Annotated in this window: 22 protein-coding genes; 9 read left to right on the forward strand and 13 right to left on the reverse strand. The window is 63.7% G+C overall.

Annotated features, from left to right (window positions below; all coding sequences use genetic code 11):
- The coding region (locus tag ACK59L_RS10810; RefSeq protein ID WP_409273522.1) for a DUF3820 family protein at nt 1-223 on the forward strand (223 nt) is incomplete at its 5' end.
- A gap of 99 nt (nt 224-322) precedes the next feature.
- On the opposite strand, the gene ACK59L_RS10815 is transcribed toward ACK59L_RS10810, so the two are convergent.
- From ACK59L_RS10815 to ptsP, 3 genes are read right to left on the reverse strand one after another with little or no spacing between them, the layout of a single operon-like run.
- Nucleotides 323-2,056 (reverse strand): PTS fructose-like transporter subunit IIB, encoded by a 1,734-nt coding sequence (locus ACK59L_RS10815; RefSeq protein WP_409273524.1) that lies wholly within the window; start codon nt 2,054-2,056, stop codon nt 323-325.
- Nucleotides 2,053-3,000, reverse strand: a complete 948-nt coding sequence (pfkB, locus tag ACK59L_RS10820; protein WP_409273526.1) for a 1-phosphofructokinase — start codon at nt 2,998-3,000, stop codon at nt 2,053-2,055. Before pfkB ends, ACK59L_RS10815 begins: the two co-directional genes overlap by 4 nt.
- The gene (ptsP, locus tag ACK59L_RS10825; RefSeq protein WP_409273528.1) at nt 3,001-5,853 is read right to left on the reverse strand and encodes a phosphoenolpyruvate--protein phosphotransferase; all 2,853 of its coding nucleotides are present in this window, start codon (nt 5,851-5,853) and stop codon (nt 3,001-3,003) included.
- Between the two features lie 284 nt (nt 5,854-6,137).
- On the opposite strand from ptsP, the gene cra reads away from it, so the two are divergent.
- Both cra and ACK59L_RS10835 read left to right on the forward strand, forming a co-directional pair.
- Nucleotides 6,138-7,133, forward strand: coding sequence for a catabolite repressor/activator (gene cra / locus ACK59L_RS10830; protein WP_058605850.1), 996 nt, complete (start codon nt 6,138-6,140; stop codon nt 7,131-7,133).
- Between the two features lie 2 nt (nt 7,134-7,135).
- Nucleotides 7,136-7,924, forward strand: a complete 789-nt coding sequence (locus ACK59L_RS10835) for a TatD family hydrolase (protein ID WP_182140359.1) — start codon at nt 7,136-7,138, stop codon at nt 7,922-7,924.
- A 24-nt stretch (nt 7,925-7,948) separates the two neighbouring features.
- Here the strand turns inward: ACK59L_RS10835 and ampE are convergent, their stop codons facing one another.
- The 3 genes from ampE to ACK59L_RS10850 all read right to left on the reverse strand — a co-directional run bounded on the left by ampE (nt 7,949) and on the right by ACK59L_RS10850 (nt 11,574).
- Complete coding sequence (gene ampE / locus ACK59L_RS10840) at nt 7,949-8,788, reverse strand: regulatory signaling modulator protein AmpE (RefSeq protein ID WP_409273530.1); 840 nt, start codon at nt 8,786-8,788, stop codon at nt 7,949-7,951.
- Nucleotides 8,789-8,791: 3 nt separating this feature from the next.
- Nucleotides 8,792-9,358, reverse strand: coding sequence for a 1,6-anhydro-N-acetylmuramyl-L-alanine amidase AmpD (ampD, locus tag ACK59L_RS10845; RefSeq protein WP_409273532.1), 567 nt, complete (start codon nt 9,356-9,358; stop codon nt 8,792-8,794).
- 74 nt (nt 9,359-9,432) lie between these two features.
- Nucleotides 9,433-11,574, reverse strand: coding sequence for a DUF1631 domain-containing protein (locus tag ACK59L_RS10850; RefSeq protein ID WP_409273534.1), 2,142 nt, complete (start codon nt 11,572-11,574; stop codon nt 9,433-9,435).
- A gap of 242 nt (nt 11,575-11,816) precedes the next feature.
- Here ACK59L_RS10850 and nadC point away from each other — a divergent pair, with 242 nt between their 5' ends.
- Entirely contained in the window at nt 11,817-12,665 is an 849-nt protein-coding gene (nadC, locus tag ACK59L_RS10855; protein ID WP_058605854.1) for a carboxylating nicotinate-nucleotide diphosphorylase, read from the forward strand.
- A gap of 32 nt (nt 12,666-12,697) precedes the next feature.
- Here the strand turns inward: nadC and trxB are convergent, their stop codons facing one another.
- Nucleotides 12,698-13,660, reverse strand: coding sequence for a thioredoxin-disulfide reductase (gene trxB / locus ACK59L_RS10860; RefSeq protein ID WP_058639474.1), 963 nt, complete (start codon nt 13,658-13,660; stop codon nt 12,698-12,700).
- 290 nt (nt 13,661-13,950) lie between these two features.
- On the opposite strand from trxB, the gene cysZ reads away from it, so the two are divergent.
- Both cysZ and ACK59L_RS10870 read left to right on the forward strand, forming a co-directional pair.
- Nucleotides 13,951-14,715: a sulfate transporter CysZ gene (cysZ, locus tag ACK59L_RS10865; protein ID WP_058605855.1), complete on the forward strand. Its 765-nt coding sequence runs from the start codon at nt 13,951-13,953 to the stop codon at nt 14,713-14,715.
- 43 nt (nt 14,716-14,758) lie between these two features.
- Nucleotides 14,759-14,974, forward strand: coding sequence for a TIGR02450 family Trp-rich protein (locus tag ACK59L_RS10870; protein WP_023534670.1), 216 nt, complete (start codon nt 14,759-14,761; stop codon nt 14,972-14,974).
- Nucleotides 14,975-15,097: 123 nt separating this feature from the next.
- Here ACK59L_RS10870 and ACK59L_RS10875 read toward each other — a convergent pair whose 3' ends face one another.
- The gene (locus tag ACK59L_RS10875) at nt 15,098-16,414 is read right to left on the reverse strand and encodes a methyl-accepting chemotaxis protein (protein WP_409273538.1); all 1,317 of its coding nucleotides are present in this window, start codon (nt 16,412-16,414) and stop codon (nt 15,098-15,100) included.
- Between the two features lie 173 nt (nt 16,415-16,587).
- Between ACK59L_RS10875 and ACK59L_RS10880 the strand changes: the two genes are divergently transcribed.
- Nucleotides 16,588-17,775 (forward strand): glycosyltransferase family 4 protein, encoded by a 1,188-nt coding sequence (locus tag ACK59L_RS10880; protein ID WP_409273540.1) that lies wholly within the window; start codon nt 16,588-16,590, stop codon nt 17,773-17,775.
- Between the two features lie 38 nt (nt 17,776-17,813).
- On the opposite strand, the gene ACK59L_RS10885 is transcribed toward ACK59L_RS10880, so the two are convergent.
- On the reverse strand, nt 17,814-18,296 hold the full coding sequence (locus tag ACK59L_RS10885; RefSeq protein WP_409273542.1) for a glutathione peroxidase: 483 nt from the start codon (nt 18,294-18,296) through the stop codon (nt 17,814-17,816).
- Nucleotides 18,297-18,441: 145 nt separating this feature from the next.
- Nucleotides 18,442-18,927, reverse strand: coding sequence for a peptidylprolyl isomerase (locus tag ACK59L_RS10890; protein WP_058605858.1), 486 nt, complete (start codon nt 18,925-18,927; stop codon nt 18,442-18,444).
- Here ACK59L_RS10890 and ACK59L_RS10895 point away from each other — a divergent pair.
- Both ACK59L_RS10895 and pta read left to right on the forward strand, forming a co-directional pair.
- Nucleotides 18,926-19,228, forward strand: a complete 303-nt coding sequence (locus ACK59L_RS10895; RefSeq protein ID WP_058639476.1) for a DUF3565 domain-containing protein — start codon at nt 18,926-18,928, stop codon at nt 19,226-19,228. The genes ACK59L_RS10890 and ACK59L_RS10895 overlap by 2 nt on opposite strands.
- A 31-nt stretch (nt 19,229-19,259) precedes the next feature.
- Nucleotides 19,260-21,347, forward strand: a complete 2,088-nt coding sequence (gene pta / locus ACK59L_RS10900) for a phosphate acetyltransferase (RefSeq protein ID WP_409273544.1) — start codon at nt 19,260-19,262, stop codon at nt 21,345-21,347.
- 34 nt (nt 21,348-21,381) lie between these two features.
- Here the strand turns inward: pta and ACK59L_RS10905 are convergent, their stop codons facing one another.
- The 3 genes from ACK59L_RS10905 to ACK59L_RS10915 all read right to left on the reverse strand — a co-directional run bounded on the left by ACK59L_RS10905 (nt 21,382) and on the right by ACK59L_RS10915 (nt 24,524).
- Nucleotides 21,382-22,098, reverse strand: a complete 717-nt coding sequence (locus tag ACK59L_RS10905; RefSeq protein ID WP_023534691.1) for an OmpA family protein — start codon at nt 22,096-22,098, stop codon at nt 21,382-21,384.
- Nucleotides 22,099-22,227: 129 nt separating this feature from the next.
- Complete coding sequence (locus ACK59L_RS10910; protein WP_058605860.1) at nt 22,228-22,920, reverse strand: sensor histidine kinase KdpD; 693 nt, start codon at nt 22,918-22,920, stop codon at nt 22,228-22,230.
- On the reverse strand, nt 22,917-24,524 hold the full coding sequence (locus tag ACK59L_RS10915) for a response regulator (protein WP_409273547.1): 1,608 nt from the start codon (nt 24,522-24,524) through the stop codon (nt 22,917-22,919). Before ACK59L_RS10915 ends, ACK59L_RS10910 begins: the two co-directional genes overlap by 4 nt.
- Between the last annotated feature and the right edge of the window lie 130 nt (nt 24,525-24,654).

Here is a 24,654-nt window from a genome sequence, read left to right on the forward strand (position 1 = left end):
GTTCAACCCGGAACGTCTCGAACTGTTGGTGACCCGCAGCATGCCGTTTGGCAAATACCAAGGCCGGATCATTGCCGACCTGCCGGGCGATTACCTGGCGTGGTTTGCGCGCAAGGGCTTTCCTAAAGGGGAGCTGGGGGAGCTGCTGGCCTTGATGCATGAAGTCGACCATAACGGTCTAAGTGACCTGCTGGTGCCATTGCGGCGCAAGCATGGGTGTTGAGCGGGTTCGCCGACCGTGCCGGTGAACGGCACTGTGCCAGGCTGACGCCGCCCCTTAAGAGCGGCATCCGTAACCGAAAAGGCTTGCCGTTAAGCACCTTTATCCCTTGACCGGCGCCACCATCAGCTCGACGTTTTCGTTCTTCTTGATCAGCGCATACACCACCGCCGTCAGCAAGCTACCTGCGACAATCGCCAACAGGTACAACGCGGCATGGTTGATGGCGTTCGGGATCAGCAGGACGAACAGTCCACCATGGGGCGCCATGAGTTTGCAACCAAAGTACATGGACAAGGCCCCAGTCAGCGCGCCCCCTGCCAGGCTCGCCGGAATCACTCGCAGCGGATCCTTGGCGGCGAATGGGATGGCCCCTTCGGAAATGAAGCACAGCCCCAGTGCCAACGCTGCCTTGCCCGCCTCCCGCTCGCTCTGGGCAAACTTGCGCCTGGCCAGGAACGTGGCCAAGCCCAGGCCGATCGGCGGCACCATGCCAGCGGCCATGGTGGCGGCCATCGGGGCGTAGCTCGAAGACGCCAGCAACCCTACCGAGAACGCATAGGCGGCCTTGTTGATCGGTCCGCCGAGGTCGACGCACATCATGCCACCAAGCAGCAGCCCCAGCAGGATCGCGTTGGTGGTGCCCATGCTGTCGAGAAACCGCGTAAGGCCTTCGAGCATGGCCGCCACCGGCTGCCCCACCACATAGATCATTACCAGACCGGTGAACAGGCTGGCCAGCAACGGAATGATCAGGATCGGCTTGAGCGCCTCCAGACTGGTGGGCAGCTTCGCCCAGCGGGCAATGGCTTTGGCGCTGTAGCCGGCCAGAAAGCCCGCCACGATGCCGCCGATGAAGCCGGCGCCCAGGGTGCTGGCCAGCAGGCCGCCGATCATGCCTGGGGCCAACCCTGGCCGATCGGCGATGGACCAGGCGATATAGCCGGCCAGCAATGGCACCATCAACTTGAAGGCCGCTTCACCGCCGATCTGCATCAGCGCAGCCGGTAGCGTCCCCGCTTCCTTGTAGGCTTCGATGCCGAACACGAACGACAAGGCGATCAGCAGGCCCCCGGCCACGACCATGGGCAGCATGAACGAGACACCGGTCAGCAGGTGCTTGTAGACGCCGGTTTTTTCGCCCTTGCTGGCGGCGGCGTTGGCCGAAGCAGTCCCACCCTCCTCCACCTTGGCTTCGGCCAGCGCCTTGTCCAGGGTGGCGCGGGCCTGCTTGAGCGCAATGCCAGTGCCGCAGCGGTAGATGCGCTTGCCCGCAAAGCGCGCTGCGGGCACCTCGATGTCAGCGGCCAGCAGCACCACGTCGGCAGCTGCGATGGCTTGGGCCGAAAGCGGGTTGCGTGCCCCGACCGAGCCCTGGGTTTCAACGGTGAGCTGGTAGCCCATCTGTTGCGCGGCCTGTTGCAGGGCTTCGGCCGCCATGAAGGTATGGGCGACGCCAGTCGGGCACGCAGTGACTGCAACGATGCGCACTTCCTCGCGGGTGTCGACATCGGGGGCTACGGCCGTCAGCGGCTGCGCATTGGCAGCTGCTTCGTCGAGAAAACCTTCGCGGTCAGCCAAAGCCTGGGACGGCGTGCTCTGGTACACACGCTTGCCTACAAAGCGGGTAAGGTCCACCGGGCCGGTGCTGACCACCAGCACCCAATCGGCGTTGGCGATCTGCGCTGCGTCGAGCTGTCGTTCGGGATGCTCGGCGTCCTGCACCTCGACCTGGGTGGTCCAGCCACGGCGCTGGGCCGCAGCCGCCAGCAGACGTGCGCTGAGCACGCTCGATACCTGGCCATTGGGGCAGGCAGTGAGAATGACAATGTTCATTGGCAACCCTCTTGGTGTTCTGTCAGGCTCACAGCGGCTTGCAGGCGGGCCAACTGGTCATGGTCGTTGATGCCGAAACCCACCTGGGTGACGGCCTGTGCGGCGATGGCGGTGGCACGGGCCAAGGTGCGCGATGCGGCTTCACCCTGCAACAGGCCGTGGACCATGCCGGCCACGAGGGAGTCCCCAGCACCGACCGTGCTGGCCACCTTCACCTTGGGCGGTACTGCCGCCAGGGTGAAATCATGGGCGAACCAGCGTACCCCGTGCTCGCCAGCCGAAACCACCACGTGCTCGACGCCCTCACCCAGTAGCTGTCGGGCGGCCAGTCGCTGTTGATCGGCATCGTCCACGGGCGTGCCCAGGGCTTCACCCAACTCTTCGGTATTGGGCTTGACCAGCCAGGGCAGGCTTTGCAGACCGACGCGCAGCGCCTGGCCGCTGGTGTCCAGCGCCACTTTCAAGCCCATGGCCTTGAGCTCATCGAGCAAATCACCAAACCATTGAGGGCTAATCCCGCGTGGCAGGCTCCCGGCAACGACCACGGCGTCATGCCCCGGTGCTTCCTGGCGCAACAGGCGCAGCAAGGCATCGCGGGCGGCCGCGTCCACTTCCGGGCCCAGGCCATTGATGTCGGTGACGCGGCCATCGGCCTCGACCAGCTTGAGGTTGCTGCGGGTTTCCCCAGGCACGCGCACGAAGCAATCGCAGAAGCCGCGCCAGTCGATCAGCGCTTCGAATGCCTGCAGGTTGTCCTGCCCAAGAAAACCACTGACGGTCACGGTATGGCCCAGGTCGGCCAGCACCTGGGCGACGTTCAAGCCCTTGCCAGCTGCGTGGCTGTGCTGGGCCTGGCTGCGGTTGACGTGACCGGGGCGCAGGCTGTCGAGCACGATGGTGATGTCCACGGCAGGGTTGAGGGTCAGGGTAAGGATCTTGGCCATTCAATAACGCTCCACCAGCGCGCGAACCGCGGCGGCACTGTCTTGTTGCAAGGCCTCGCGCGCCAAAGCGCGGGCTGTACGGGAATCGGCCTGGCGCACCAGAGCCTTGACTTCGGCGACGCTGCGCGACGCCACGCTCAGCTCGTCCACTTCAAGCCCCAGCAGCACCGCGACGGCCTGCGGGTCAGCCGCCAGTTCGCCGCAAACCCCCACCCACTTGCCATGGGCGTGGGCGGCGCGCACTGTCATGTCGATCAGGCTGAGGACCGCAGGATGCAGCCCATCGGCCTGGGCGGACAGGCTGGGGTGGCCACGGTCGATGGCCAGGGTGTATTGGGTCAGGTCATTGGTGCCGATGCTGAAGAAGTCCACCTCGCGCGCCAGTTGTGGCGCTAACAAGGCTGCCGAGGGCACCTCGACCATGATGCCCACCTGCAGGTCTGCCACGGGAATCTCCATACGCAGGCGCTCGACCATCGCACGTGCCTCGCGCCACTCGTGCATCTGCCCGACCATAGGGAACATGATGCGCAAAGGGCGTTGATCGGCGGCGCGCAGCAGAGCACGCAGCTGGTCTTCCATCACCTGCGGGCGCTGCAGGGTCAGGCGCACGCCGCGCACGCCGAGGAAGGGGTTTTCTTCCGCGGCGATCGGCCAGTAGGGCAGCGGCTTGTCACCGCCCACGTCCAGGGTACGCACCACCAGCGGGCGCCCGTCCAGGCCATCGAGCACGCGCCGGTACTCGGCCTCTTGGGTGGCCACATCTGGCGCCTGGGAATGGGCCATGAAGATCAGCTCGGTGCGCAACAGGCCGACGCCTTCGGCCCCCTGCTCCACCACTTTGGCGATACCGCTGCTTTCACCGATGTTGGCGAACACTTCGATGGCATGGCCATCACGGGTCACGGCCGGGTCGAAACGGTTGGCCCACGCGGCTTGCAAGCGCTGCTCGCGCAGGTCGCGCTCAGCCAAGGCACGCTGCAGCTCATCGGCTGGCGGCGCGACGTTGACCACTCCGCGCTGGCCGTCGAGCAGCAGCGGCGTGCCATTTTCCACTAGCAGCACGCTGGCGCCGGCTCCGACCACGGCAGGGATACCCAGCGCCCGGGCGACAATGGCGCTGTGCGCGGTGGCGCCACCCTGGGCCGTGACGATCCCGGCAACCCGCGCCGGGTCGAGCCTGGCGACATCGGAGGGGCCGACCTCGCTCATCACCAGTACGTAAGGTTGGTCAGGCTCGCTCTGCGTCAGGACCCCGCACAGCTGGGCCAATACGCGGCGGCCCACATCGCGCAGGTCGGCAGCCCGCTCGGCCAGCAAAGCGTCATGCAGCGCTTCCTGCTGGCTGGCGGCTGACTCGATCACCGCCACCCACGCGGCAGCGGCACTCTCCCCCTGGGCCAGGCGCTGCTCGACGTCGTCGGTCAGAGCCGGGTCGGCCAGCATTTCCTGATGGGTGACGAAAATCTCGCCGATGGCCGCGTCGCTGCGCTGCACCAGCACCTGAAGATCGGCACTGACGGTAGCCACCGCCTGGGTCAGCTTGTGACGTTCCTGATCGTACGACTCGCCGCGCAGCGGGTAGTCGTACGTGCGCTCGGTCACGACGTGGGCAGGGCCGCACGCGATACCCGGGGCAGCGCCCACACCCTGTACGCGGCTGCCGGCCGCCGGCGCCTTCGCCTTTTCGACGGCTGGCTGCGCAGGAGCCTCTGGGACAAGCGGCAGCGCCTCCACCTCCTCGCCCAGCCCTTGCTCAATGGCTGCCAGCAACGCAGGCAGGGCATCGGCGGCGATAGCGGGCTCGGCCACCAGTTCCAGTTCCTGGCCACGGCGCGCGCCCAGGCTCAACAGCTTGCTCAGGCTTTTCACCGAGACGCCAGGCTGACCGCTCTCGACCACGCGCACGCGAATGTCGCCCTCGAAACGTTTGGCCAGTTGCGCCAGCACCTTGGCTGGGCGGGCATGCAGGCCGTGGGCATTGGCCAGCAGGATGCGTGCGCTCGGCCAGTCGGCAGGCGCCTCGCCGCCGAGCACTTCGAGCACGGCGCGGCTGCTGGTGGCCTGGTAGAGCATCTGCCCGCGGCCTTCGATCAACACTTCGCACAACCGTTCGAGCAATGCCTGGTGGGCAGCCCCCAGGCTGGCCAGGCAGAACAGGCCAGTCAGCGGTTGATCGCGATAACGCACAGGTTGTGCCGGGGTGACGAAGGCCAGGCCTGGCTGGCGAACCTGGCGTTCGCTGTGCAGCCACCACAAACCCTCTCCCAGCGGCAGCGGCTCTGCCTGCTGCAGCACGGCGGCAAAGCCGCTGTCCACGCAGTTGGCGCGCTGCAACAGGCGCGCACCGCGCCAGGCCAGCTCATCGAAGTCTTCGGCCGGAAGGTTCAGGGCGATCAACTGCGCATCGAGCGCCAGCGCCTGCGGTGCACCCTGCAGCAGTTTGAGCAAGGCCTCGGCCGAGCCTGCACGGCGCAGGGCTTCTGCCAGATCGGTTTCGCCCAGGGCACGGGTCAGCAATTGCAGAAGGCGCAAGTGCTCGTCAGAGCGCGCGGCGATGCCAATGGCCAAGTACACGATCTGCCCATCACCCCAGTCCACACCCTCGGGAAACTGCAACAGGCGCACGCCCGTGGTGTACACCAGGTCGCGGGTCTGCGGCGTACCGTGGGGGATGGCGATGCCCTGGCCAAGGAACGTGGAACCTTGCGCCTCGCGATCCTGCAACCCTTGCAGGTAGCCCTCGGCGACCAGTCCGTCGGCGACCAGGCGATCCGCCAGCAGGCGCAATGCATGTGCCTTGTCTGGGGCCGTCTGGCCCATGGCTATCTGCTCCTTGGCGAGCTCAAGCATGACCTTCTCCCTTTGCAGTTCCCGGATGGGTACTGGAGTATTGTTGTGAAATTCACGGAAATGGCCAGTTCAACCGCCTTGCACAGTGGGCAGCAGAGGCAGAAAATCAGGAGGCTGAAACGTTTAATCTGACCAGGCGGCCACGTTACTCGATAATCTGCCGATGAAAAAGCCCCATCCTGTCGGACAATTGCGACAATGCTCGCCTGCGCTCGCTGCGGTATCAGGGGCAAACTGCCTGGTCATCGCCTACAGCCAGCTTTGGTCATAACAAGGAAAACTCGGTGAAACTCAGCGATATCGCCCGCCTGGCCGGTGTGTCCGTCACTACCGCCAGCTACGTCATCAATGGCAAGGCCGAACAGCAACGCATCAGCAACAGCACCGTGGAGCGCGTGCAGGCGGTGGTGCAGGCCCATGGATTTACGCCCAACCCCCAGGCCGCTGGCCTGCGCAGCCGGCATACCCGCACGCTGGGCTTCATCCTCCCGGACCTTGAGAACCCCAGCTACGCGCGTATTGCCAAGCGCCTTGAGCAAGGGGCTCGGGCCCGGGGCTACCAGTTGCTGATCGCCAGCAGTGACGACCAGCCCGACAGCGAGCGCCAGTTGCAGCAGCTGTTCCGGGCGCGCCGATGCGATGCCTTGTTCGTCGCCAGTTGCCTGCCGCCGCACGATCAGAGCTACCGCGAGTTGCAAGACAAGGGCCTGCCGGTCATTGCCATCGACCGAGGCCTGGACCCCCGGTATTTCTGCTCGGTGATCAGCGATGACCATGATGCCAGTCGTCGTCTGGCCGCCAGCCTGTTGAGCACCTCGCCAGGCAGCATTGCCTTGATCGGCGCACGCCCTGAACTGTCGGTCAGCCAGGCCCGCGCCGGTGGCTTCGACGATGCGCTACAGGGCTTTGCCGGTGAGGTGCGCCGCTACCAGGGCGAAGCGTTCAGCCGAGAGTGCGGGCAGCGCCTCATGCAGCAGTTGATCGATGAGCTGGGTGGCCTGCCCGATGCCTTGATCACCACTTCGTACGTGCTCCTGCAGGGAGTGTTCGACGCGCTGCACGCCCAGCCCACCGAGTCGCGCCGGTTGCAGCTGGGTACATTCGGCGACAACCAGTTGCTCGACTTCTTGCCGCTGCCGGTCAATGCCATGGCCCAACGTCACGGTGACATGGCCGCCAAGGCACTGGAACTGGCCCTTGCCGCGATTGAAGAAAAACGCTACGAACCAGGCGTGCATGCGGTCTCGCGCACCTTCAAGCAACGAATCGACCCGTCATGAACCTGCGTCTGATCGACACCCACACGCACCTGGACTTCCCGGACTTCGACGCCGACCGCCCGAGCCTGATGGCCCGTGCAAGCGCGCAAGGCGTCGAGCGAATGGTGGTGCTGGGGGTTCATCAGGCCAACTTTCAGCGGGTATGGGACCTGGCCTGCAGCGACTCACGCCTGGCCGCGGCGCTTGGCCTGCACCCGGTCTACCTTGAAGATCATCAACCGAGCCACATCGAGCAGTTGCGCGCCTGGCTGGAGCGCTTGCGTGGCGATAGCCGCCTGTGTGCGGTGGGCGAGTTCGGACTGGATTACTACCTCCCTGAACTGGACAAGGCTCGTCAGCAGGACGTGTTCGAAGCGCAGTTGCAAATGGCGTGCGACTTCCAGCTACCGGCCCTGCTGCACGTGCGCCGCAGCCACGCCCAGGTGATTGCCACCCTCAAGCGCTACAAGCCCATGCGGGCGGGTATCATCCATGCATTCGCCGGCAGTTACGAAGAGGCACGTGAGTACATCAAGCTAGGCTTTCGGCTTGGGTTGGGCGGCGCGGCGACCTGGCCCCAGGCCTTGCGGCTGCGCCGTACGATTGCCCGCTTACCGCTCGACAGCGTGGTGCTGGAGACCGACGCACCGGACATGGCGCCGGCCATGCATCCGGGGGTGCGCAACAGCCCCGAGCACCTGCCAGACATCGCACAATCGCTGGCCGAGTCAATGGGCGTGCCCGTCGAGCAATTGGCCGAAGCAAGCACGCGCAATGCCTGCGAGCTGTTTGGCTGGCAAGCCCTGCGTTGATTCGCACCGGCCCGCCCCGCGCGGTCAGGCCAACACGGTCCACAACGCGAAAGCGGCATACCACAGCACACCACAACGCAGCACCATGTCCCATAGGCTATCCAGGCGCCGCATCCCGCAATCATTCTCACTGGCAGTGCCGGCATTATTGCCGTCATCAGCCATACGCCCGATGCGGGCTACCAGATGCGCGGCAGTGATGTGCCAGTTCAACAACTCGTGCAACATTTCACGGGCAACGGCGACGAAGTTACCGACCAGGGCAAAGCTCAATGCCACCACCCTGACCGGCACCCAGTCCATGAGGTGGCGAAGCTGCTCGGCGCGGTGCTGGAGTGCGGGTCGCTGACTGTGCGCCTGGCACAACGCCAGAAGGCGGTAAGCCAGGGCAATGGCCGGCCCCAACAGGAAATACCAGAAGATGACGGCGAAAAAGCCCTGATAAGCCTCCCACAGCAACCTGCTTTGCAGGCCCTCGCGCAGGTTGCGTGGCCCATCGGCCACTATGCCAAGGTCACGTGCAGCCACGTGCAGCGCGGCCTGTTCATCGCCCCTGTGCCAGGCGTCACGCACAGGTCCAAGGGAAGCCTTGGCATCGCCACGTCCCAGGCTATAAACCAGCACCAGAAGATGCACTGGCAGGGCCAGCAGGCCGTAGGCAACGGGCTCAAGCACATGTAACAGCAGTGTCAGCACCAGCACCGGAGCCAGCACCACAGCAGCCAGTACCCACCCTACCGGCAGCCCACCTTTGCGCTCAAGGCGCGCCAGTTCGCCAAGGAAGAAACCGTCACGCTGGACCAGATGGCGCAAGCCGGAAAATTTCTCGAACCACAGCACCAGGATCAACACCAGAAAACTCATGCCTCAGCCCTCCTCGCGCTGTAATGCCTGGCGGTACCGCGCCCAGTCGAAGGCAGGGCCGGGGTCGGTCTTGCGCTGGGGGGCGATATCGCTGTGCCCTTGGATACGCTCGGGTGCGATGGCCGGCCAGGCCTTGCGGATGTGCCGCGTCAAGCGGTCGAGGGTCAGGTACTGCGCCTCGGTATACGGTATCTCGTCAGTGCCCTCCAGCTCGATGCCGATCGAGAAATCGTTGCAGCCCTCACGGCCGTCGAAACAGGAGACGCCGGCATGCCAGGCCCGATCATGCAACGAGACGAACTGGGTCACCGCCCCCCCACGCTCGATGAACAGGTGTGCAGATACCTTCAAATGCTCGATGCTGGCGAAATACGGGTGTGCGTTCGGGTCGAGCCGGTTCTGAAAGAACGCCTGGACGTAACCGCCGCCGAAGTTGGCCGGCGGCAAGCTGATGTTGTGAAGCACCAGCAGAGAAATCTGCTCACCTAGCGGGCGGGCGTTGAAATTCGGTGAGGGGCAGTGGGTGATTCCGTCTCCGTGGAACCAGCCAGTGGCACGGTCCAATTGCATGAGGGGCCTATCCTGAAAAGTGCTGCACAGAGCGTCAGTATGCCCTGCTGCCGCTAGCGTTGACACGGTAATCATCACAAGGCAGCGAGCGCGCTCCTGTGCAAATCCTCTATGACCGCTTCCAGGGCGCGCTCGAACAAAGGACCGTCATCCAGTACGCGAACGGTGCCGGCTTCCAGGGCCTGGGTAAGGCCTGCGCCACTCCACTCCCGCACTTTCATGCCGCTGCGATTTGCAAAGACGAGCTTGTCGCAACTGTCCAGGCGTGCCACCAACTTGCAGCGCTGAATGCCACTGTCATCGGACACTTCAATCCAGGTGCCCATGCGCAAGCGTTGCACCTTCTGCGAGACCTTGCCTTTGTCACCGGCCGGTTGCTGCCCAGGCCCGTCTGCCTCTTCGGCCAACGCCAACAGGATGTCCTGGGTGACCAGGATGTCGTCCTCGTCTGCCTCGGCGCCACCTGCATAAGCACGTATGTGCAGTTGTTCGAGGTTACGGAAAAAATCACGGGTCACCAGCGAGTCGGTTCCGACACTGGCCAACCCATCGCGCAACGACTTGAGCAACGGTGGTACCTGATGCACCAGGGCCTGCGGCTGGAGTGATGGCGTCACACTGGCCAGCAAGGTATCGAGGGTCTGCAGCGCACTGCGCCAGCCCAGAGACGCTTCGCCGTGTCTGAGCCAAGCCAGCATCATCACCTGGCTCCAGTTGTTGATCAGCATCCGTACCACTGCCTGGGGCCAGACCCGTCCCCGCAGGCGCTGGCTGAGCACGTGTTGCACCTGCCGCCTGGCAAGCGATGCATTGGCCCGCCCCTCTTCGGCGTCCCGGGTGCGCTGCTCGAACAACTCGGTACGCCGCCGTTCATGCTGGGTCTGCCCGAGAAAGTCCTCGAGTAGCTCACCGAACAGACGCGTGTCTTCGGCAAAGTCGATGAGCAGGCGCTGAACCACACGTTCAGCGCGCAGTTGCAACGCATCACCCTGCTCTTGCTCGCGCGGGTCGCAGCCGAGCCCCGCCGCCGCCATTTCGTTGAGCAGCCGCCGGGCGGGATGACTGGCGCGGCTGAGCAGCCCTCTGTCCAGCAGCGCCACCTTGAGCAGCGGGATCTGCAGGCGCGCCAGCACGGCTCGCAGGTAGGGGGGGAGATTGTCGTCGCGAGCAATGAACCTGAACACGTGATCGATCAGGTTGATCATGTCTTCGTCGTCCCCGCCAATAAAGCGGCGGGTACCGCTACGCACGCTGATGGTCAGCAGCAACTGCTCCACTTGCTGGCCAAGGGCGAAATCGTCAGCCGCATCGGGCTCTGGCACATAGTGCTGCAGATGTGAGAGTAACCGCAGCAGATCGGCTCTGCTAACCGGCTGGGCGCCGGCCGGTGCCTCCAGGCGAGGCGCGAACAAACCACGTGCGGATCGCAGAAGCGGTTGCAGGGAGGCGAACAACGCATCGCCTGCGGTATCTTCGCTCGCTTCAGGCTCATGGTAGGAGCGCTCGTCCGGCTCCGCCAGCAAGTAACTGTCCCCGGCTCGTCGGCAAGGCGTCGGTGGCAGCTGACCCAGCACCCCTGCCGCAATCAGCAGCCTGTTGGCTTCGCCATAGATGACTTGCGCGTCGCACAATACATACCGTTCGAACAGCTTGAGCAGTACCAGCTTGACGCGCGGCCCCACGCCCAGGCTTTTTCCAGCTTCGAGAAAGCAGCGGCACAAGGCAATAGGGTTCAGGGGGTTGCACTGCTCAGGCACATGACGTTCGAGCAGCGTCTGCAAGCGCAGGCCCAGCTGCTGTAGCGCGACGCCATCACGGGCCTTTACCCTGGCCACCATCGCCTCCACCGCTGCTGCGCGCTCGGACTGACCGGGGGTGGACGACAATACAGGCCGGGCATGCTCAGCCTCGGGCTCGGCCAAGCGCGCGAAGGCTTCATGGACGATATCGAGAAACAGCCGCTCGATGCTCTTGCGCTTGAGTCGCAAGTCGCGCATGGCTTCGAAATACAGGTGCTGAGCGAACCGGTCCGCTGCCTTGTCGGCCATTTCGAACAGGGTATCGTCAGCATTGTCGAACAGCGCCTGCAAACCCTGGCGCAGTTGCAGGGCGGCCTGATCGCGCACCTGCAGCAGCGCGATGGGCAGACTCGTGGGGGGCGTGCGCCGTCCATGCTCAGCCGCCGCCAAGGGCACTACCTTGCCCTCTTTGTGCATCCTGTACTCCTTGCAGGGTGTCGGGCCTAGACGCGGCCAGTTTTGCCAATAGCATGACGCCAAATATCAGACAGCATTATCAGGAATAATTCCTTGTACTGCCAGACGCGTTCCCTTGCTAAATGTCTTGACCCTGTACAGGCAGTGATTGCTCAACCCGTTGCGTCATGGCAGCCGAGCACCGGCTGTACACGCCTGCGCCCTGCCCTATAATCGCGGGCATCTCGCTTGTGGAGCCAACCATGCCTAACCTACGCCTTGCCGACCTCACCGCCGAAATCGAAGCCAACGTGCGCCGTGCGTTGCTGGAGGACATCGGCAGCGGCGACATCACCGCCCAGCTCATCCCGGCCGAGCGGCTGGCCAAGGCAACGATCATTACCCGCGAAGCGTGTGTGGTGGCCGGTACGGCCTGGGTCGATGCGGTGTTTCGTCAACTCGATCCACGCGTAGCCGTGCACTGGCAGGTGGTCGACGGCGATCGCGCCCAGCCCAACCAACCGCTGTTCCACCTGGAGGGCCCGGCGCGGGCGCTGCTTAGCGGCGAGCGCAGTGCACTCAACTTCCTGCAGATGCTGTCCGGGGTCGCCACGCGCGCGCGCACGTTGGCGGATCTGGTCCAAGGCACTCACGTACAGTTGCTGGACACCCGCAAGACCTTGCCGGGCCTGCGCCTGGCGCAAAAGTACGCAGTGACCTGTGGCGGCTGCTACAACCACCGCATAGGCTTGTATGACGCTTTCCTGATCAAGGAAAACCATATCGCCGCCTGTGGTGGCGTCGCCGAGGCGGTACAAGCCGCACACCGCATCGCCCCCGGCAAGCCGGTGGAAATCGAGGTGGAAAGCCTGGAGGAATTGCATCAGGCGCTAAGCGCGGGTGCCGACATCATCATGCTCGATGAGCTGACGCTCGACGAGATGAAAGAAGCCGTCGGAATCACCGCTGGCAAGGCCAAGCTGGAGGCCAGTGGCGGCGTCAGCGAAACGACCCTGCGGGCCATCGCCGAAACCGGTGTGGATTACATCTCGATAGGTTCGATGACCAAGGATGTGCGAGCGGTCGACCTGTCGATGCGCCTGAGCCTGTAACACGGGGCCGCCAGGCGGCCCCGGTCGAGGGATCAGAACGAGGCGTTGGCCAGGCCGTCCAGGTAGCGCTCGACGTCCAGGGCGGCCATGCAACCAGCACCGGCCGAGGTGATGGCCTGACGGTAGACATGGTCAGCCACGTCACCTGCGGCGAACACACCCGCGACGTTGGTGGCGGTGGCGTTGCCTTCACGGCCGCCGCTGACCACCAGGTAGCCGTCCTTGAGGGTCAGCTGGCCTTCGAACAGCGAGGTGTTCGGGGTGTGGCCGATGGCGATGAACACGCCATCTACCTTGATCTCGTCAGTGCTGCCATCGTTGTTCTTCAAGCGCGCGCCGGTCACACCCATGTTGTCGCCCAGGACTTCATCCAGGGTAGCGTTGAGCTTGAGTTCGATCTTGCCTTCGGCGACGCGGGCATGCAGCTTGTCGACCAGGATCTTCTCGGCGCGGAACGTATCGCGGCGGTGCACCAGGGTTACCTTGCTGGCAATGTTCGCCAGGTACAGCGCCTCTTCAACGGCCGTGTTGCCGCCGCCAACCACTGCCACCGGCTTGTTGCGGTAGAAGAAACCATCGCAGGTGGCGCAGGCCGATACGCCCTTGCCCATGAACGCTTCTTCCGACGGCAGGCCCAGGTAGCGAGCACTGGCGCCAGTGGCCACGATCAGGGCGTCGCAGGTGTAGGTGCCGCTGTCGCCGGTCAGGGTGAACGGCTTGTTGGCCAGGTCCACGGCATTGATGTGATCGAAGACGATCTCAGTCTCGAAACGCTCGGCGTGCTCCTGCATGCGTTGCATCAGTGCCGGGCCGGTCAGGCCGTGCGGGTCGCCTGGCCAGTTGTCGACTTCGGTGGTGGTGGTCAATTGGCCACCGGCCTGCATGCCAGTGATCAGCAGCGGCTTGAGGTTGGCACGGGCCGCGTAGACCGCTGCGCTGTAACCGGCAGGGCCGGAGCCCAGAATGATGACGCGCGAATGACGTGCTTCGGACATGTCGAACTCCTGTCGAGCGGGCTGAAAAGGCCAGCTGTGCAAATGAAGTAGGGCCTGCACCACGGGCAGGCCGGTGACGCTGAAATATGAGCGCACTGTAGCGAGGTGGCAAAGAGTAAGGAAATATCCTTAGACAATCCACCTCATAGCCATCGTCTATGCGCGTCGTTGCGTTGGCAGGGGTCCGATCATTGGCTTTTGTTACCACCGGTTTCACCCAGATGGCGCAGCTTCCGCATCCCCCTGAAACTCGGTAATGTCTGCCAACCACCTTTTCTGCGGAGTGATACATGCAAGCCCCCGTTCTTTCCGGGCCGCAGTACCTGCGCGAAGGCCTGAAGCTGATCCTGAGCCCTGGCCTGCGCTTGTTCGTGCTGTTGCCGCTGACCATCAACCTGCTGCTGTTCGGTGGCCTCATCTATTTTGCCGGCCACCAGTTCAGCCAGTGGCTGGACGCGCTGGTGCCCACACTGCCAAGCTGGCTCAGCTTTCTGACCTATATCCTCTGGCCCCTGTTCGTGGTGTTGCTGGTGCTGATGGTGTTCTTCACCTTTACCCTGGTGGCCAACATCATCGCCGCGCCGTTCAATGGCTTTCTGGCTGAAAAGGTGGAAGTGGTGGTGCGCGGCGACGATCACTTCCCGGCCTTCAGCTGGGCCGAGCTGCTGGCGATGATCCCCCGCACACTGGGCCGCGAAATGCGCAAGCTCGGCTACTTCCTGCCGCGCGCCACCGGCTTGTTCATCCTGTCGTTGATCCCGGTGGTCAACGTGGTCGCTGCGCCGCTTTGGCTGATTTTCGGCGTGTGGATGATGGCCATCCAATACATCGACTACCCGGCCGACAACAACAAGATGAGCTGGCAGGACATGCTCGCCTGGCTGCGGGAAAAACGCTGGCAGTCCCTGGGCTTTGGCGGGGTGACCTACCTGGCGTTGCTGATCCCGGGGGTGAACGTGGTGATGATGCCGGCGGCGGTGGCTGGGGCTACCTTGTTCTGGGTGCGTGAGAACGGGAATGCACGGGCCGTGAACACACCTGCGCATCGAGCCTGAGCCTGCCCCAGGCGTTACCCTACCTCATCTACAGGAGCAGACCATGAACCGCTTCAGTCCCGCCAAACTCAAGCTGTCGAAATGGACCGCGACGCAGCCGGTGAACCGTGAAAAGCACTTCCTGGTCACCGACCTGGAGCACGACGAAGCGGGCGTGCTGCTGCGTGTGGAACTGCAGGCGGTGCACAGCGGGCGCAGCGAGTGGCTGGATTGGCGGGTGCTGCGCGACGCCCAGGTATGGGCGATGGGATGGCGATGAGCGAGTGACTGACCGAACCGGCCGCGTGCCCGTCAGGCAGCGGCCGATCTTAGGCGCGTCCAACGGGAGCACCGCCGCGTCGCCTCACCATGAAGCACAACCGGCCTGCATAACTGCCCGGCATCACTGCCCCAGGCGGCTGGAAAACTGCCCCACCACATCCACCACCCGCCTGGCCCCTTCCTGGATTTCCTCGATCACGTTTCCGGTCTGGTCCGCCAGCGCGCGGCCTTCTTCGGCCTGGCGCTTGCTGGTGTCGATGATCGACACTGCAGCCTGGGCCAACTGCTCGTTTTGCTGTACCACACGGGCTATTTCCTCGGTAGCCGTGCTGGTGCGCGAGGCCAGCTGACGCACCTCATCGGCCACCACCGCAAAGCCCCGCCCCTGCTCGCCAGCACGGGCGGCTTCGATGGCGGCGTTGAGCGCCAGCAAGTTGGTCTGCCCGGCGATATCGCTGATGGTCTTGATGATCGAACCGATGACCCGCGACTGGGTGTCCAGCGCCTGGATGCCTTCGGCAGCCTGAAGCATCGAGGCTTCGAGCCCACGCATGACGCTGACGCTCTGCCCGACCACCTCTGTGGCCCGACGGGCGCTGCTGTCCGTTTCCCGCGAGGTGTTGTAGGCGACGTCCGCCGCCTGGGCCACCGCTTGCTCCTGGTTCACCTGATCGGTGATAACCGTGGCGAACTTGACCACTTTGTACAGCTCATCGTGGGCGTTGAAGATCGGGTTGTAGGAAGCTTCCAGCCAGATCACCCGGCCATGGGCATCGATCCGACGGAAGCGTTCGGCAATGTACTCCCCGCGGCGAAGCTTGTCCCAGAATGCCTGGTAGGCGGGTGAGTTGACCTCGGCAGGTTCGCAGAACATGCGGTGGTGCTTGCCACGGATCTGATCCAGCCGGTACCCCACTGCCGACAGGAAGCGCTCGTTGGCGGTCAGGATCATGCCATCGAGGTCGAACTCGATAACCGCCGTCGAGCGCATCAGCGCCTTGATCAGGCTCTCGTGCTCCCGGGAGGTGACGATGGTACGGGTCAGGTCGCTCGAATGCAGGGTGAAATACTTGATGCGCCCGTCGCTACCCTTCACAGGTTGCAGGATCGAACGTAGCCAGGCTTCCTGGCCGTCCCCGCGCAGCAGGCGAAACGCGCCATTGAAATGCTCGCCCCGGCTGATGGCATTTTTCATGCGCTGGTGAAAATCCAGTGACTTGACGTGGTCAGGCACGATGTCGTCGATGTTGCGCCCAAGCAATTGGTCAGCCCGATACAGCATCTCGGTTTCGAAATTGCCATTGACCAGTTCGATCCGACCGGCAGGGTCGAGTTGCAGCACCAGCATCTCGCTGTCCAGGCTGCTCTTGATCTGGTCGATGATCATCAGTTCTTCACGCAACTGCCGGATTTCTTGCTTAAGCTTGTTGTTGAACATCACCGCTCTCCTGGAGCGTGGGGGCGAATGCAACTGCATCGGCGGGCAACTGCGCCTCTTGAGTGCAGCCTTGATGAATATTCGTGCGCGTTACAGGCGTCATGCCCCCCTGCATCATGCCGACGTCACTTCGCCGTCATGCCCCCGCAATGCAGCAGGTGGATAGTCTGTTCATGAACACACCTGCTCTGCACATCTGCCTCGTCAGCGATACCTTCGCCCCGCACGTCAACGGCGTGGCCTGCACACTGTTGAACCTGAGCGAAGGGCTGCGCCTGCGTGGCCATCACGTCAGGATCGTGCGCCCCCGACAGCCAGTAGAGCAGGCTTCGGGGCACAGCCCTGGCGTGCGACTGTGGCGCGACTGGCCACTGCCCGGCTATCCGGGTTTGCAACGGGACAAGGTCTCCCTGCGCACGCTGGCAAGGCACTGGCGCCGGCAACGGCCTGACGTCATTTACATCGCCACTGAAGGCCCCCTGGGGCTGATCGCATTACGCACCGCTCGGCGATTAGGGATCGCCGTTGTCAGCGGGCTGCATAGCGAGTTTGCGCACCCTTCAGGGCAATACGGCATGGGCGTGGTGGCACGCCTGCTAAACCTTTATCTGCGCTGGTTTCATCGCCGGGCCGTCTTGACGCTCGTGCCCAGCTTGAGCCAACGGCGTTGGCTGGAGCGCCGCGGCTTCGAGCGGCTGGTGCACATGCCGCACGGTGTGGACGCGGAGCTGTTCAACCCGGCCCGTCGCAGCCAGGCGCTGCGCGAACACTGGGGTCTGGGCCACGATGATATCGCCGTCCTGCATGTGGGACAGTTGGCACCGGAAAAAAACCTGGGGCTTTTGCAAAGCTGTTTCGAAGCCTTGCAACGAGCTTTGCCACAAGGAAGAGTACGCCTGATTCTGGTGGGGGATGGGCCACTGGGTGGGGAGCTGAAGCAGGTGCCCGGGGCCGTGCTATGCGGCGTCCAGCGAGGCGAACAGCTGGCCGAGCACTATGCCAGCAGTGACCTGTTTCTGTTCACCAGCCTGAACGAGACGTTTGGCCGTGTGGTGCTCGAAGCCATGGCGTCAGGGTTGGCGGTGGTCGCTTATGACCAGGCAACGGCTGCGCAGCACATCGGCCATGGCCACAATGGGGCGCTGGCCATGCCAGGGGATGCGAAAGCCTTCATCGATGCCGCTTGCTGGCTGTTGCAAGACAGCGAGACCCTGCGGCGGGTGAGGCTCAACGCTCGGCAGCATGCCAGCCATCAGGGGTGGTCGAAAATCGTCGACCAGTTCGAAGCGCACCTGCTCAGCGCTTCACAGAGCGTTCATGCGCGCCAAGCGACCTCGATGCAGCCCATGCCGCCGCTGTGAAGCCGTCGCTGCGGCCAAGACGATCATCCGGTGCGTGGTCAGCCCAGAGCCTTTTCGATGGCCTGGACCACCGCAGGATCATCCGGCACCGTGCGCGGGGAGAAGCGCGCCAATACCCGCCCGTCCTTGCCCACCAGGAATTTCTCGAAATTCCAGGTAATGTCCCCCGGAAACTCCGCGCCCTCGCCCGCCAGAAGGCGATACATCGAATGGCGCTGGGGCCCGTTCACCTCGAGCTTGGCGCCGAGCGGAAAGCTCACGCCGTAGTTCATGCTGCAGAATTCCTGGATCTGCGCTTCGCTCCCCGGCTCCTGCCCTGCGAACTGATTGCAGGGCAGGCCAAGGACCGTGAAGCCTTTGTCCTTGTACATCTGGTAGAGCTGCTCAAGCGCCGCGTACTGAGGTGTCAGGCCGCACTTGGAGGCCACGTTGACCACCAGCACTACCTGCCCCTTGTACGGTTTCAAGGACAGATCGCCACCGTCAAGCGCGTTCAACTTCAGGTCGTGAAATGCACTCATGCTGTAATCCCCTTTTCAGGTCGCCGACGGCACCTGGGCAAATTGCGCCCACTAAAAAGGCGTTCGTTCAAGCCGTCGCCTTCCTTGGGAAGGCAGGGCGGCTTGCCCGAACGCCTGGCGACTTTCTGAGCTTAGCGCAGAAAGATCAGTGGTGATGGCCACCTTCACCGTGGATGTGACGGTGAGCGATTTCTTCTTCGCTGGCATCACGCACGTCAACGACCTTGACCTGGAAGTTCAGGCGCTGGCCGGCCAGTGGGTGGTTGCCATCGACGGTCACGTCGTCGCCGTCCACGTCACGGATGGTGACGATCTGCATCTGGCCATCGGGGGCCGAGGCGTGGAACTGCATGCCCACTTCCAGCTCGTCGACGCCTTCGAACAGGCTGCGGTTCAGGGTGCTGACCAGCTCGGCCAGGTATTCGCCGTAGGCCTCTTCAGGCTCGATGGAAACGGTCAGCTCGTCGCCGGCCTGTTTGCCTTCCAGGGCTTTTTCCAGGCCTGGGATGATGTTGCCGGCACCTTGCAGGTAAACCAGCGGCGCGCCACCGGCGGAGCTGTCGATGGTCTCCCCGGCGTCGTTAGTCAGGGTATAGTCGATGGAGACAGCCTTGTTGGCGGCGATCAGCATGGGGCAAGACCTTTTGCAAAAGAATGTAGAACGCACAAGTGTAACCAAGCCATCGCCCGATTGCGAACCTCGCCTGGATCCGCCCATGCCCATCAGTCGGATCATCGCTTTTTCCCAGGATGCCGAAGGCCACTGGGTCGCCCAGTTGAGCTGTGGCCACACCCAGCACCTGCGCCACGTGCCGCCCTGGCAGCTGCGCCCATGGGTGCTCGACCCCGAACAGCGAGCACAGCGCATTGGCCAGGCGTTCCCGTGCGGTTGGTGCGCACAGGGTGCCGATAGCGCTACCCTTGATCGCTGATCCCTTGCACCGCTTATTTCGAGAAGCACGCATGCAGACTTTTTTCATCGCACCAACCGACTTTGGCGTCGGCCTTACGTCCATCAGCCTGGGCCTTGTGCGCACACTGGAGCGCGCCGGCCTGAAAGTGGGCTTCTTCAAGCCTGTTGCCCAGCCCCACCCGGGCGACACCGGCCCGGAGCGCTCCACCGAGCTGATCGCTCGTACCCACGGCATCCTGCCGCCGACGCCGCTGAGCCTGGCCCAGGTCGAACGGATGCTGGGCGATGGTCAGCTGGACGAGCTGCTCGAGTCGATCGTTCGCCTGTACCAGCAGGCTTGTGTCGGCAACGACGTGGTAGTGGTCGAGGGCATGGTCCCTACCCGTCACGCCAGCTACGCAGCCCGCGTGAACCTGCACCTTGCCAAGAGCCTGGATGCCGAAGTGATCCTGGTATCGGCCGCCGAACAGGAAGTGCTCAGTGAACTGTCCGGCAGGGTCGAGCTGCAGGCCCAGCTGTTCGGAGGCCCGCGCGACCCCAAGGTGCTGGGTGTGATCCTGAACAAGGTGCGCACCGACCAGAGCATGGAGCAATTCTCGACGCGTCTGCGTGAGCACTCGCCGCTGCTGCGCGGCAATGATTTCCGCCTGATCGGCTGCATTCCCTATCAGCCGGAACTCAATGCCCCGCGCACGCGGGATGTGGCAGAGCTGCTCGGGGCCCAGGTCCTCAACGCCGGTGACTTTGAGCAGCGCCGCATGACCAAGATCATCATCTGCGCCCGCACGGTGGCCAATACCGTACCGCTGCTGACGTCTGGAACGTTGGTGGTGACGCCCGGCGATCGCGACGACATCATCCTCGCCGTGAGCCTGGCAGCGATCAACGGCGTGCCGTTGGCAGGCCTGCTGCTGACCAGCGACAGTAAGCCCGATACGCGCATCCTGGGGCTATGCCGCGGAGCGCTGCAGGCAGGGTTGCCGATCCTGTCGGTCAGCACAGGGTCATATGACACCGCCAACCAGCTCAATGCCCTGAACAGGGAAATCCCGGTCGATGACCGCGAGCGCGCCGAGTTCATCACCGACTTCGTGGCCAGCCACCTCGACGGCGCCTGGTTGAGCCAGCGCTGCGGCGCTCCGCGCGAGATGCGTCTGTCACCTGCGGTGTTTCGCTATCAACTGATCCAGCGCGCGCAGCAGGCCAACAAGCGTATCGTCCTGCCCGAAGGTGCCGAGCCGCTGCTGGTGCAGGCGGCGGCCATCTGCCAGGCACGCGGCATTGCCCGCTGCGTGCTGCTCGCCAAGCCTGAAGCGGTCGATGCCGTGGCCCGAGCCCAGGGCATCACCCTGCCCGAAGGGCTGGAGGTGTTGGACCCGGACCTGATCCGCGAGCGCTATGTCGAGCCTATGGTGGCGCTGCGCAAGAGCAAGAACCTCAACGCACCGATGGCCGAACAACAGCTTGAAGACCCGGTGGTCATCGGCACCATGATGCTGGCCCTGGACGAAGTCGATGGCCTGGTCTCGGGTCTGGTGCATTCGACGGCCAATACCATCCGTCCTGCATTGCAGCTGATCAAGACCGCACCGGGCGCCAGCCTGGTCTCTTCGGTCTTCTTCATGCTGTTCCCGGACCAGGTGCTGGTCTACGGCGACTGCGTGATGAACCCCCACCCCAATGCCGCCGAACTCGCCGAGATCGCGCGCCAGAGTGCTGCATCGGCGCATACCTTCGGCATCACGCCACGGGTCGCGATGATCAGTTATTCAAGCGATTCGGCAAGCGACGAGGAGGTGGAAAAAGTGCGAGAGGCCACACGCATGGCCAGGGAGGGCGCCGAGCAGCTGTTGATCGATGGGCCGCTGCAATACGATGCGGCTGTGAACCCTGCCGTTGCTCGCGACCTGGCGCCGCGCAGTCAGGTGGCCGGCCGCGCCACGGTGTTCGTGTTCCCGGACCTGAACACCGGCAATACCACACACAAGGCCGTGCAGCGCAGTACCGACGGCGTGAGCCTGGGGCCCATGCTGCAGGGGCTGCGCAAACCGGTGAACGATCTACCGCGCGGGGCGCAGGTCGACGACATCGTGCACACCATTGCCCTGACCGCCATTCAGGCGAGCGAAGTGCGCTGAATGCGGGGGCCATCCAGTGGCCCCCATCTCTGGGTCAGGGATACTGCTGAACCTGGCCCTGCTGCTGGTCGTACTGCTGGCCAGGGATCGGCTTGAGGTTCACTTCAACGCGGCGGTTCTGCGCGCGGCCATTGGCATCGGCATTGCTGGCGATCGGTTGATCCGGGCCCATGCCGCGCACGGTGACACGCGAGGCGTCCACACCCTGGGAAGTCAGGTAGCTGCTGACGGCCTGGGCACGGCGCTGGGACAGGTCCATGTTGTGCTGGCGGCTACCGGTGCTGTCAGTGAAACCCACCACTTCGATGTTGTTCTGGTTGAACTGCTTGAACGAGCCAGCCAGGTTGTTCAGCGGCGCGTAGAAGCTTGGCGAGATGTTGGCCGAATCGGTGGCGAAGGTGATGTTGCCGGGCATGATCAGTTTGATCTGGTCGCCCTGGCGCTGAACCTCGACACCGGTGTTGGCCATCTTCGCGCGCAGTTCGGCTTCCTGCTTGTCGGCGTAGTAGCCGTAGCCGGCCGCCGCGGCGCCAATGGCCGCAGCGCCGATCAGTGCGCCCTTGCCACGGTGATTGTGATCGATCGCGGCGCCGGCCACGGCACCGGCCAGGGCACCCAGGCCACCGTACTTGGCGGTCTTGCTCATGCCGCCGGCCTCTTGCCCCTGGTTCTCATAGGGGTTTTGCCCCGCACAGCCGGTCATCAGGGCAGCAGTGGTTGCGACGATAATCAGGCGACGCATGGTGAACATGGGCAAGCTCCTCGTGTTGGTCATGTATGCCGTAGGTCTGGAACGGCTCTATGTCAGGCTTGGAGTGTCTTGCCGGGTGAAAATTCCGCGCCCGCCTGCGCATTTGTGCACCGCCCTCCTGTTCGCCCCTCAGGGCAAATACAACCGGAACAGGCCGCCCCCGAGCGCCCCTCCGTTGGAGATGTCGATGCGGCCCTGCACGCCGCCGCTTTCATGCAAGGCCGCAATGCGCGCAGCGAAATACAAGCCAAGGCCCGTGCTGCCACTGGTGGAGTCGATGCCCTGGATGTATTCCTGTTGCCGTTCGATCATGCGCGCCGGGTAGCCGGGCCCGTCATCGTTGATGCAGATGACCAGTTGGTTGTCGGCCTCTTCGATGGTGATCAACAGGGCCTTTTCGGCGAACCGCGTGGCATTGGTGATGACGTTGGTCACCACCGATGCCACCAGCTCGCGATCGAAAAAGCCCAGGGGATTATCGGTATCGATGCGCCAGTTCGCCTCGATGGCATTGTGCTGCAAGACTTCTTCGTGGGCTGCCAACTGCGCCTCGATGAAATCGTCGAGTTCGTGGTAGTCCGGGCATACCGGCAGTTGGTTCACACCGAGCTTGTACAAGCCCAGCAACTGCACCAGCATGCCATTGAGGTGCCGGAACTCATGCTCCATCACCCCCTGTTCCGCGCCACCGCGCAGCTCTTCGGGCAAGCGCTGGACCCACTGGCCGTGGGACTGGATCAGTGCCGAGAGCGAATTCTTCAGGTCGTGCACGGTGGAGGCGATCACCGTGGAAAAATCCAGCCCCTGATTATCAAGATTCATGCGCCGAACACCCGGGTATGCAGTTTGCGGTAGCGGTCATAGCGGTTATCGCTGGCGGGGATACCGGCCACGCTGGTCAAGGCGTCGCGGCATTCCTGCATGATCGCAGGCTGAGGATTCTCTCCGCCAATGCGCAGCAGCGCCTGGGCGGTATTGAGGGCGATACTGATGTTCCTGGGCTGCAGGCCCAACGCTTTACGGAACAGCTGCAACGCCTCGCCGAGCTGACCTCCCTGGTAACTGCGCACGCCCTGACGATTGAGCGTAACGGCTTCGGTGATGGCGTTCAGCACGCTGGGGTCATCCGTCAGCTGGCCTACTCTTTCCATGACCTTGGGGTCGTCGCCATAACTCTCCACACAACTTCTGAGCACGCCGATGGCCGCGGCATCCTGCCCCGACGCCTGCAATTGCCGGGCAACGGTCAGGGCCGCATCGACCGAGAAGAACTGGTTCATCTTTTCCAGGCGCTGGACGGCCTGGTCGGTCAGCTTGGCCGCGGTCTCCGGATCGCCGGCCTGCTGCAGGCTGGCGGCTTTCATCATGCGGGCACGCACCTGAAGGCCTTGGTCTTCCGGGTTTTCCTTGGCCACTTCGCTGAGCGTGGTGTTGATCTCGACCCGGGTGCGAGCGTCCAGACCGAAGCCTGCATTACGGCTCATCAACGCCTGCACCAGGCCCAGGTTGTTCTCGGCATCCTTGTAGCGTGAGCTCTGCCCCTGACTCACGGCGTGCCGGAACGCCTTGGACGCGCTGTCGAAGTCTTCGTTGGCCAACGCCAGCTTGCCCAGCTTCGATTGGCGCCGAACCGATAACGGCGAAAGCCGCACGGCCTCCTCCAACAGCCCTTGGGCGCGCTTGGTTTCGCCTTGCGCCTCCAGCACATCGGCCATGCCGTCGTAGAGACTGGGCATGATCGGGAAGGCCTTGAGCGCCTGCTCGTAGACGGCCTGGGCCTGGGCATGCTGGCCGCGCTTGTGCATCAGGCTGCCCAATGCCGCATAGACCCAGGGCTGCGGGCGGCTGGCGAGAATGGCCTTGAGAAACTTCTCGAGCTCTTCGAAGCGGTTGAGGTTGCGCAGCGCATCGGCCCGGTAGCGCAGGCACAGCGGCGCCAGACGCGGGTCGCGCTTGCACAGCTCGGCACAGGCTGCCAGCACTTCGCCTGGGCGGTTGCGGTCCAGTGCCTGGAGAATCGGTTTCAACAGCGCCTTGCGCTGGTAGAGCTTTTCCACTCGCTGGGCAAGGCCTACCCGGTTGAAGGGCTTGGTCAGGTAGGCGTCGGGCTCGTGCTCGATGGCGCTCAGTACAATGGCCTGGCTGCTTTCGGCAGTGACCATGATGAACACGCATTCGTGGCTGATGTGCTTGTCGATGATCAGGTCTTCGAGCACCTGCTGGCCGTTTTTCTTGCCATCGCCCAAGTGAAAGTCTTGCAGGATGCAGTCATAACGCTTCTGGGCGCACATGCGTAGCGCCTGCTCGCCACTGTCGGCGGTGTCCACGTCGCGAACGCCCAGCTCGCGCAGCATGGAGCGGGTCGACGTGCGAAAGTCGGTGAAGTCGTCAACGATCAGAAAACTCTTTTGCCCGAACTGCAGCATCAACACGACCTGCCCTGGAAGAAATGGAAAGATGGCACGAGGCGAACCACCGAACGCTGTATCGGCAGGCGGTCGGAAAAGATAAGCGTGGCGTACGTGCCACTTCAAAGATGGCATTAGGCCAGCATTT

Origin of the sequence: Pseudomonas sp. KCJK9111, assembly GCF_046231935.1 — a bacterium.
Taxonomy (GTDB): Bacteria; Pseudomonadota; Gammaproteobacteria; order Pseudomonadales; family Pseudomonadaceae; genus Aquipseudomonas; species Aquipseudomonas parafulva_B.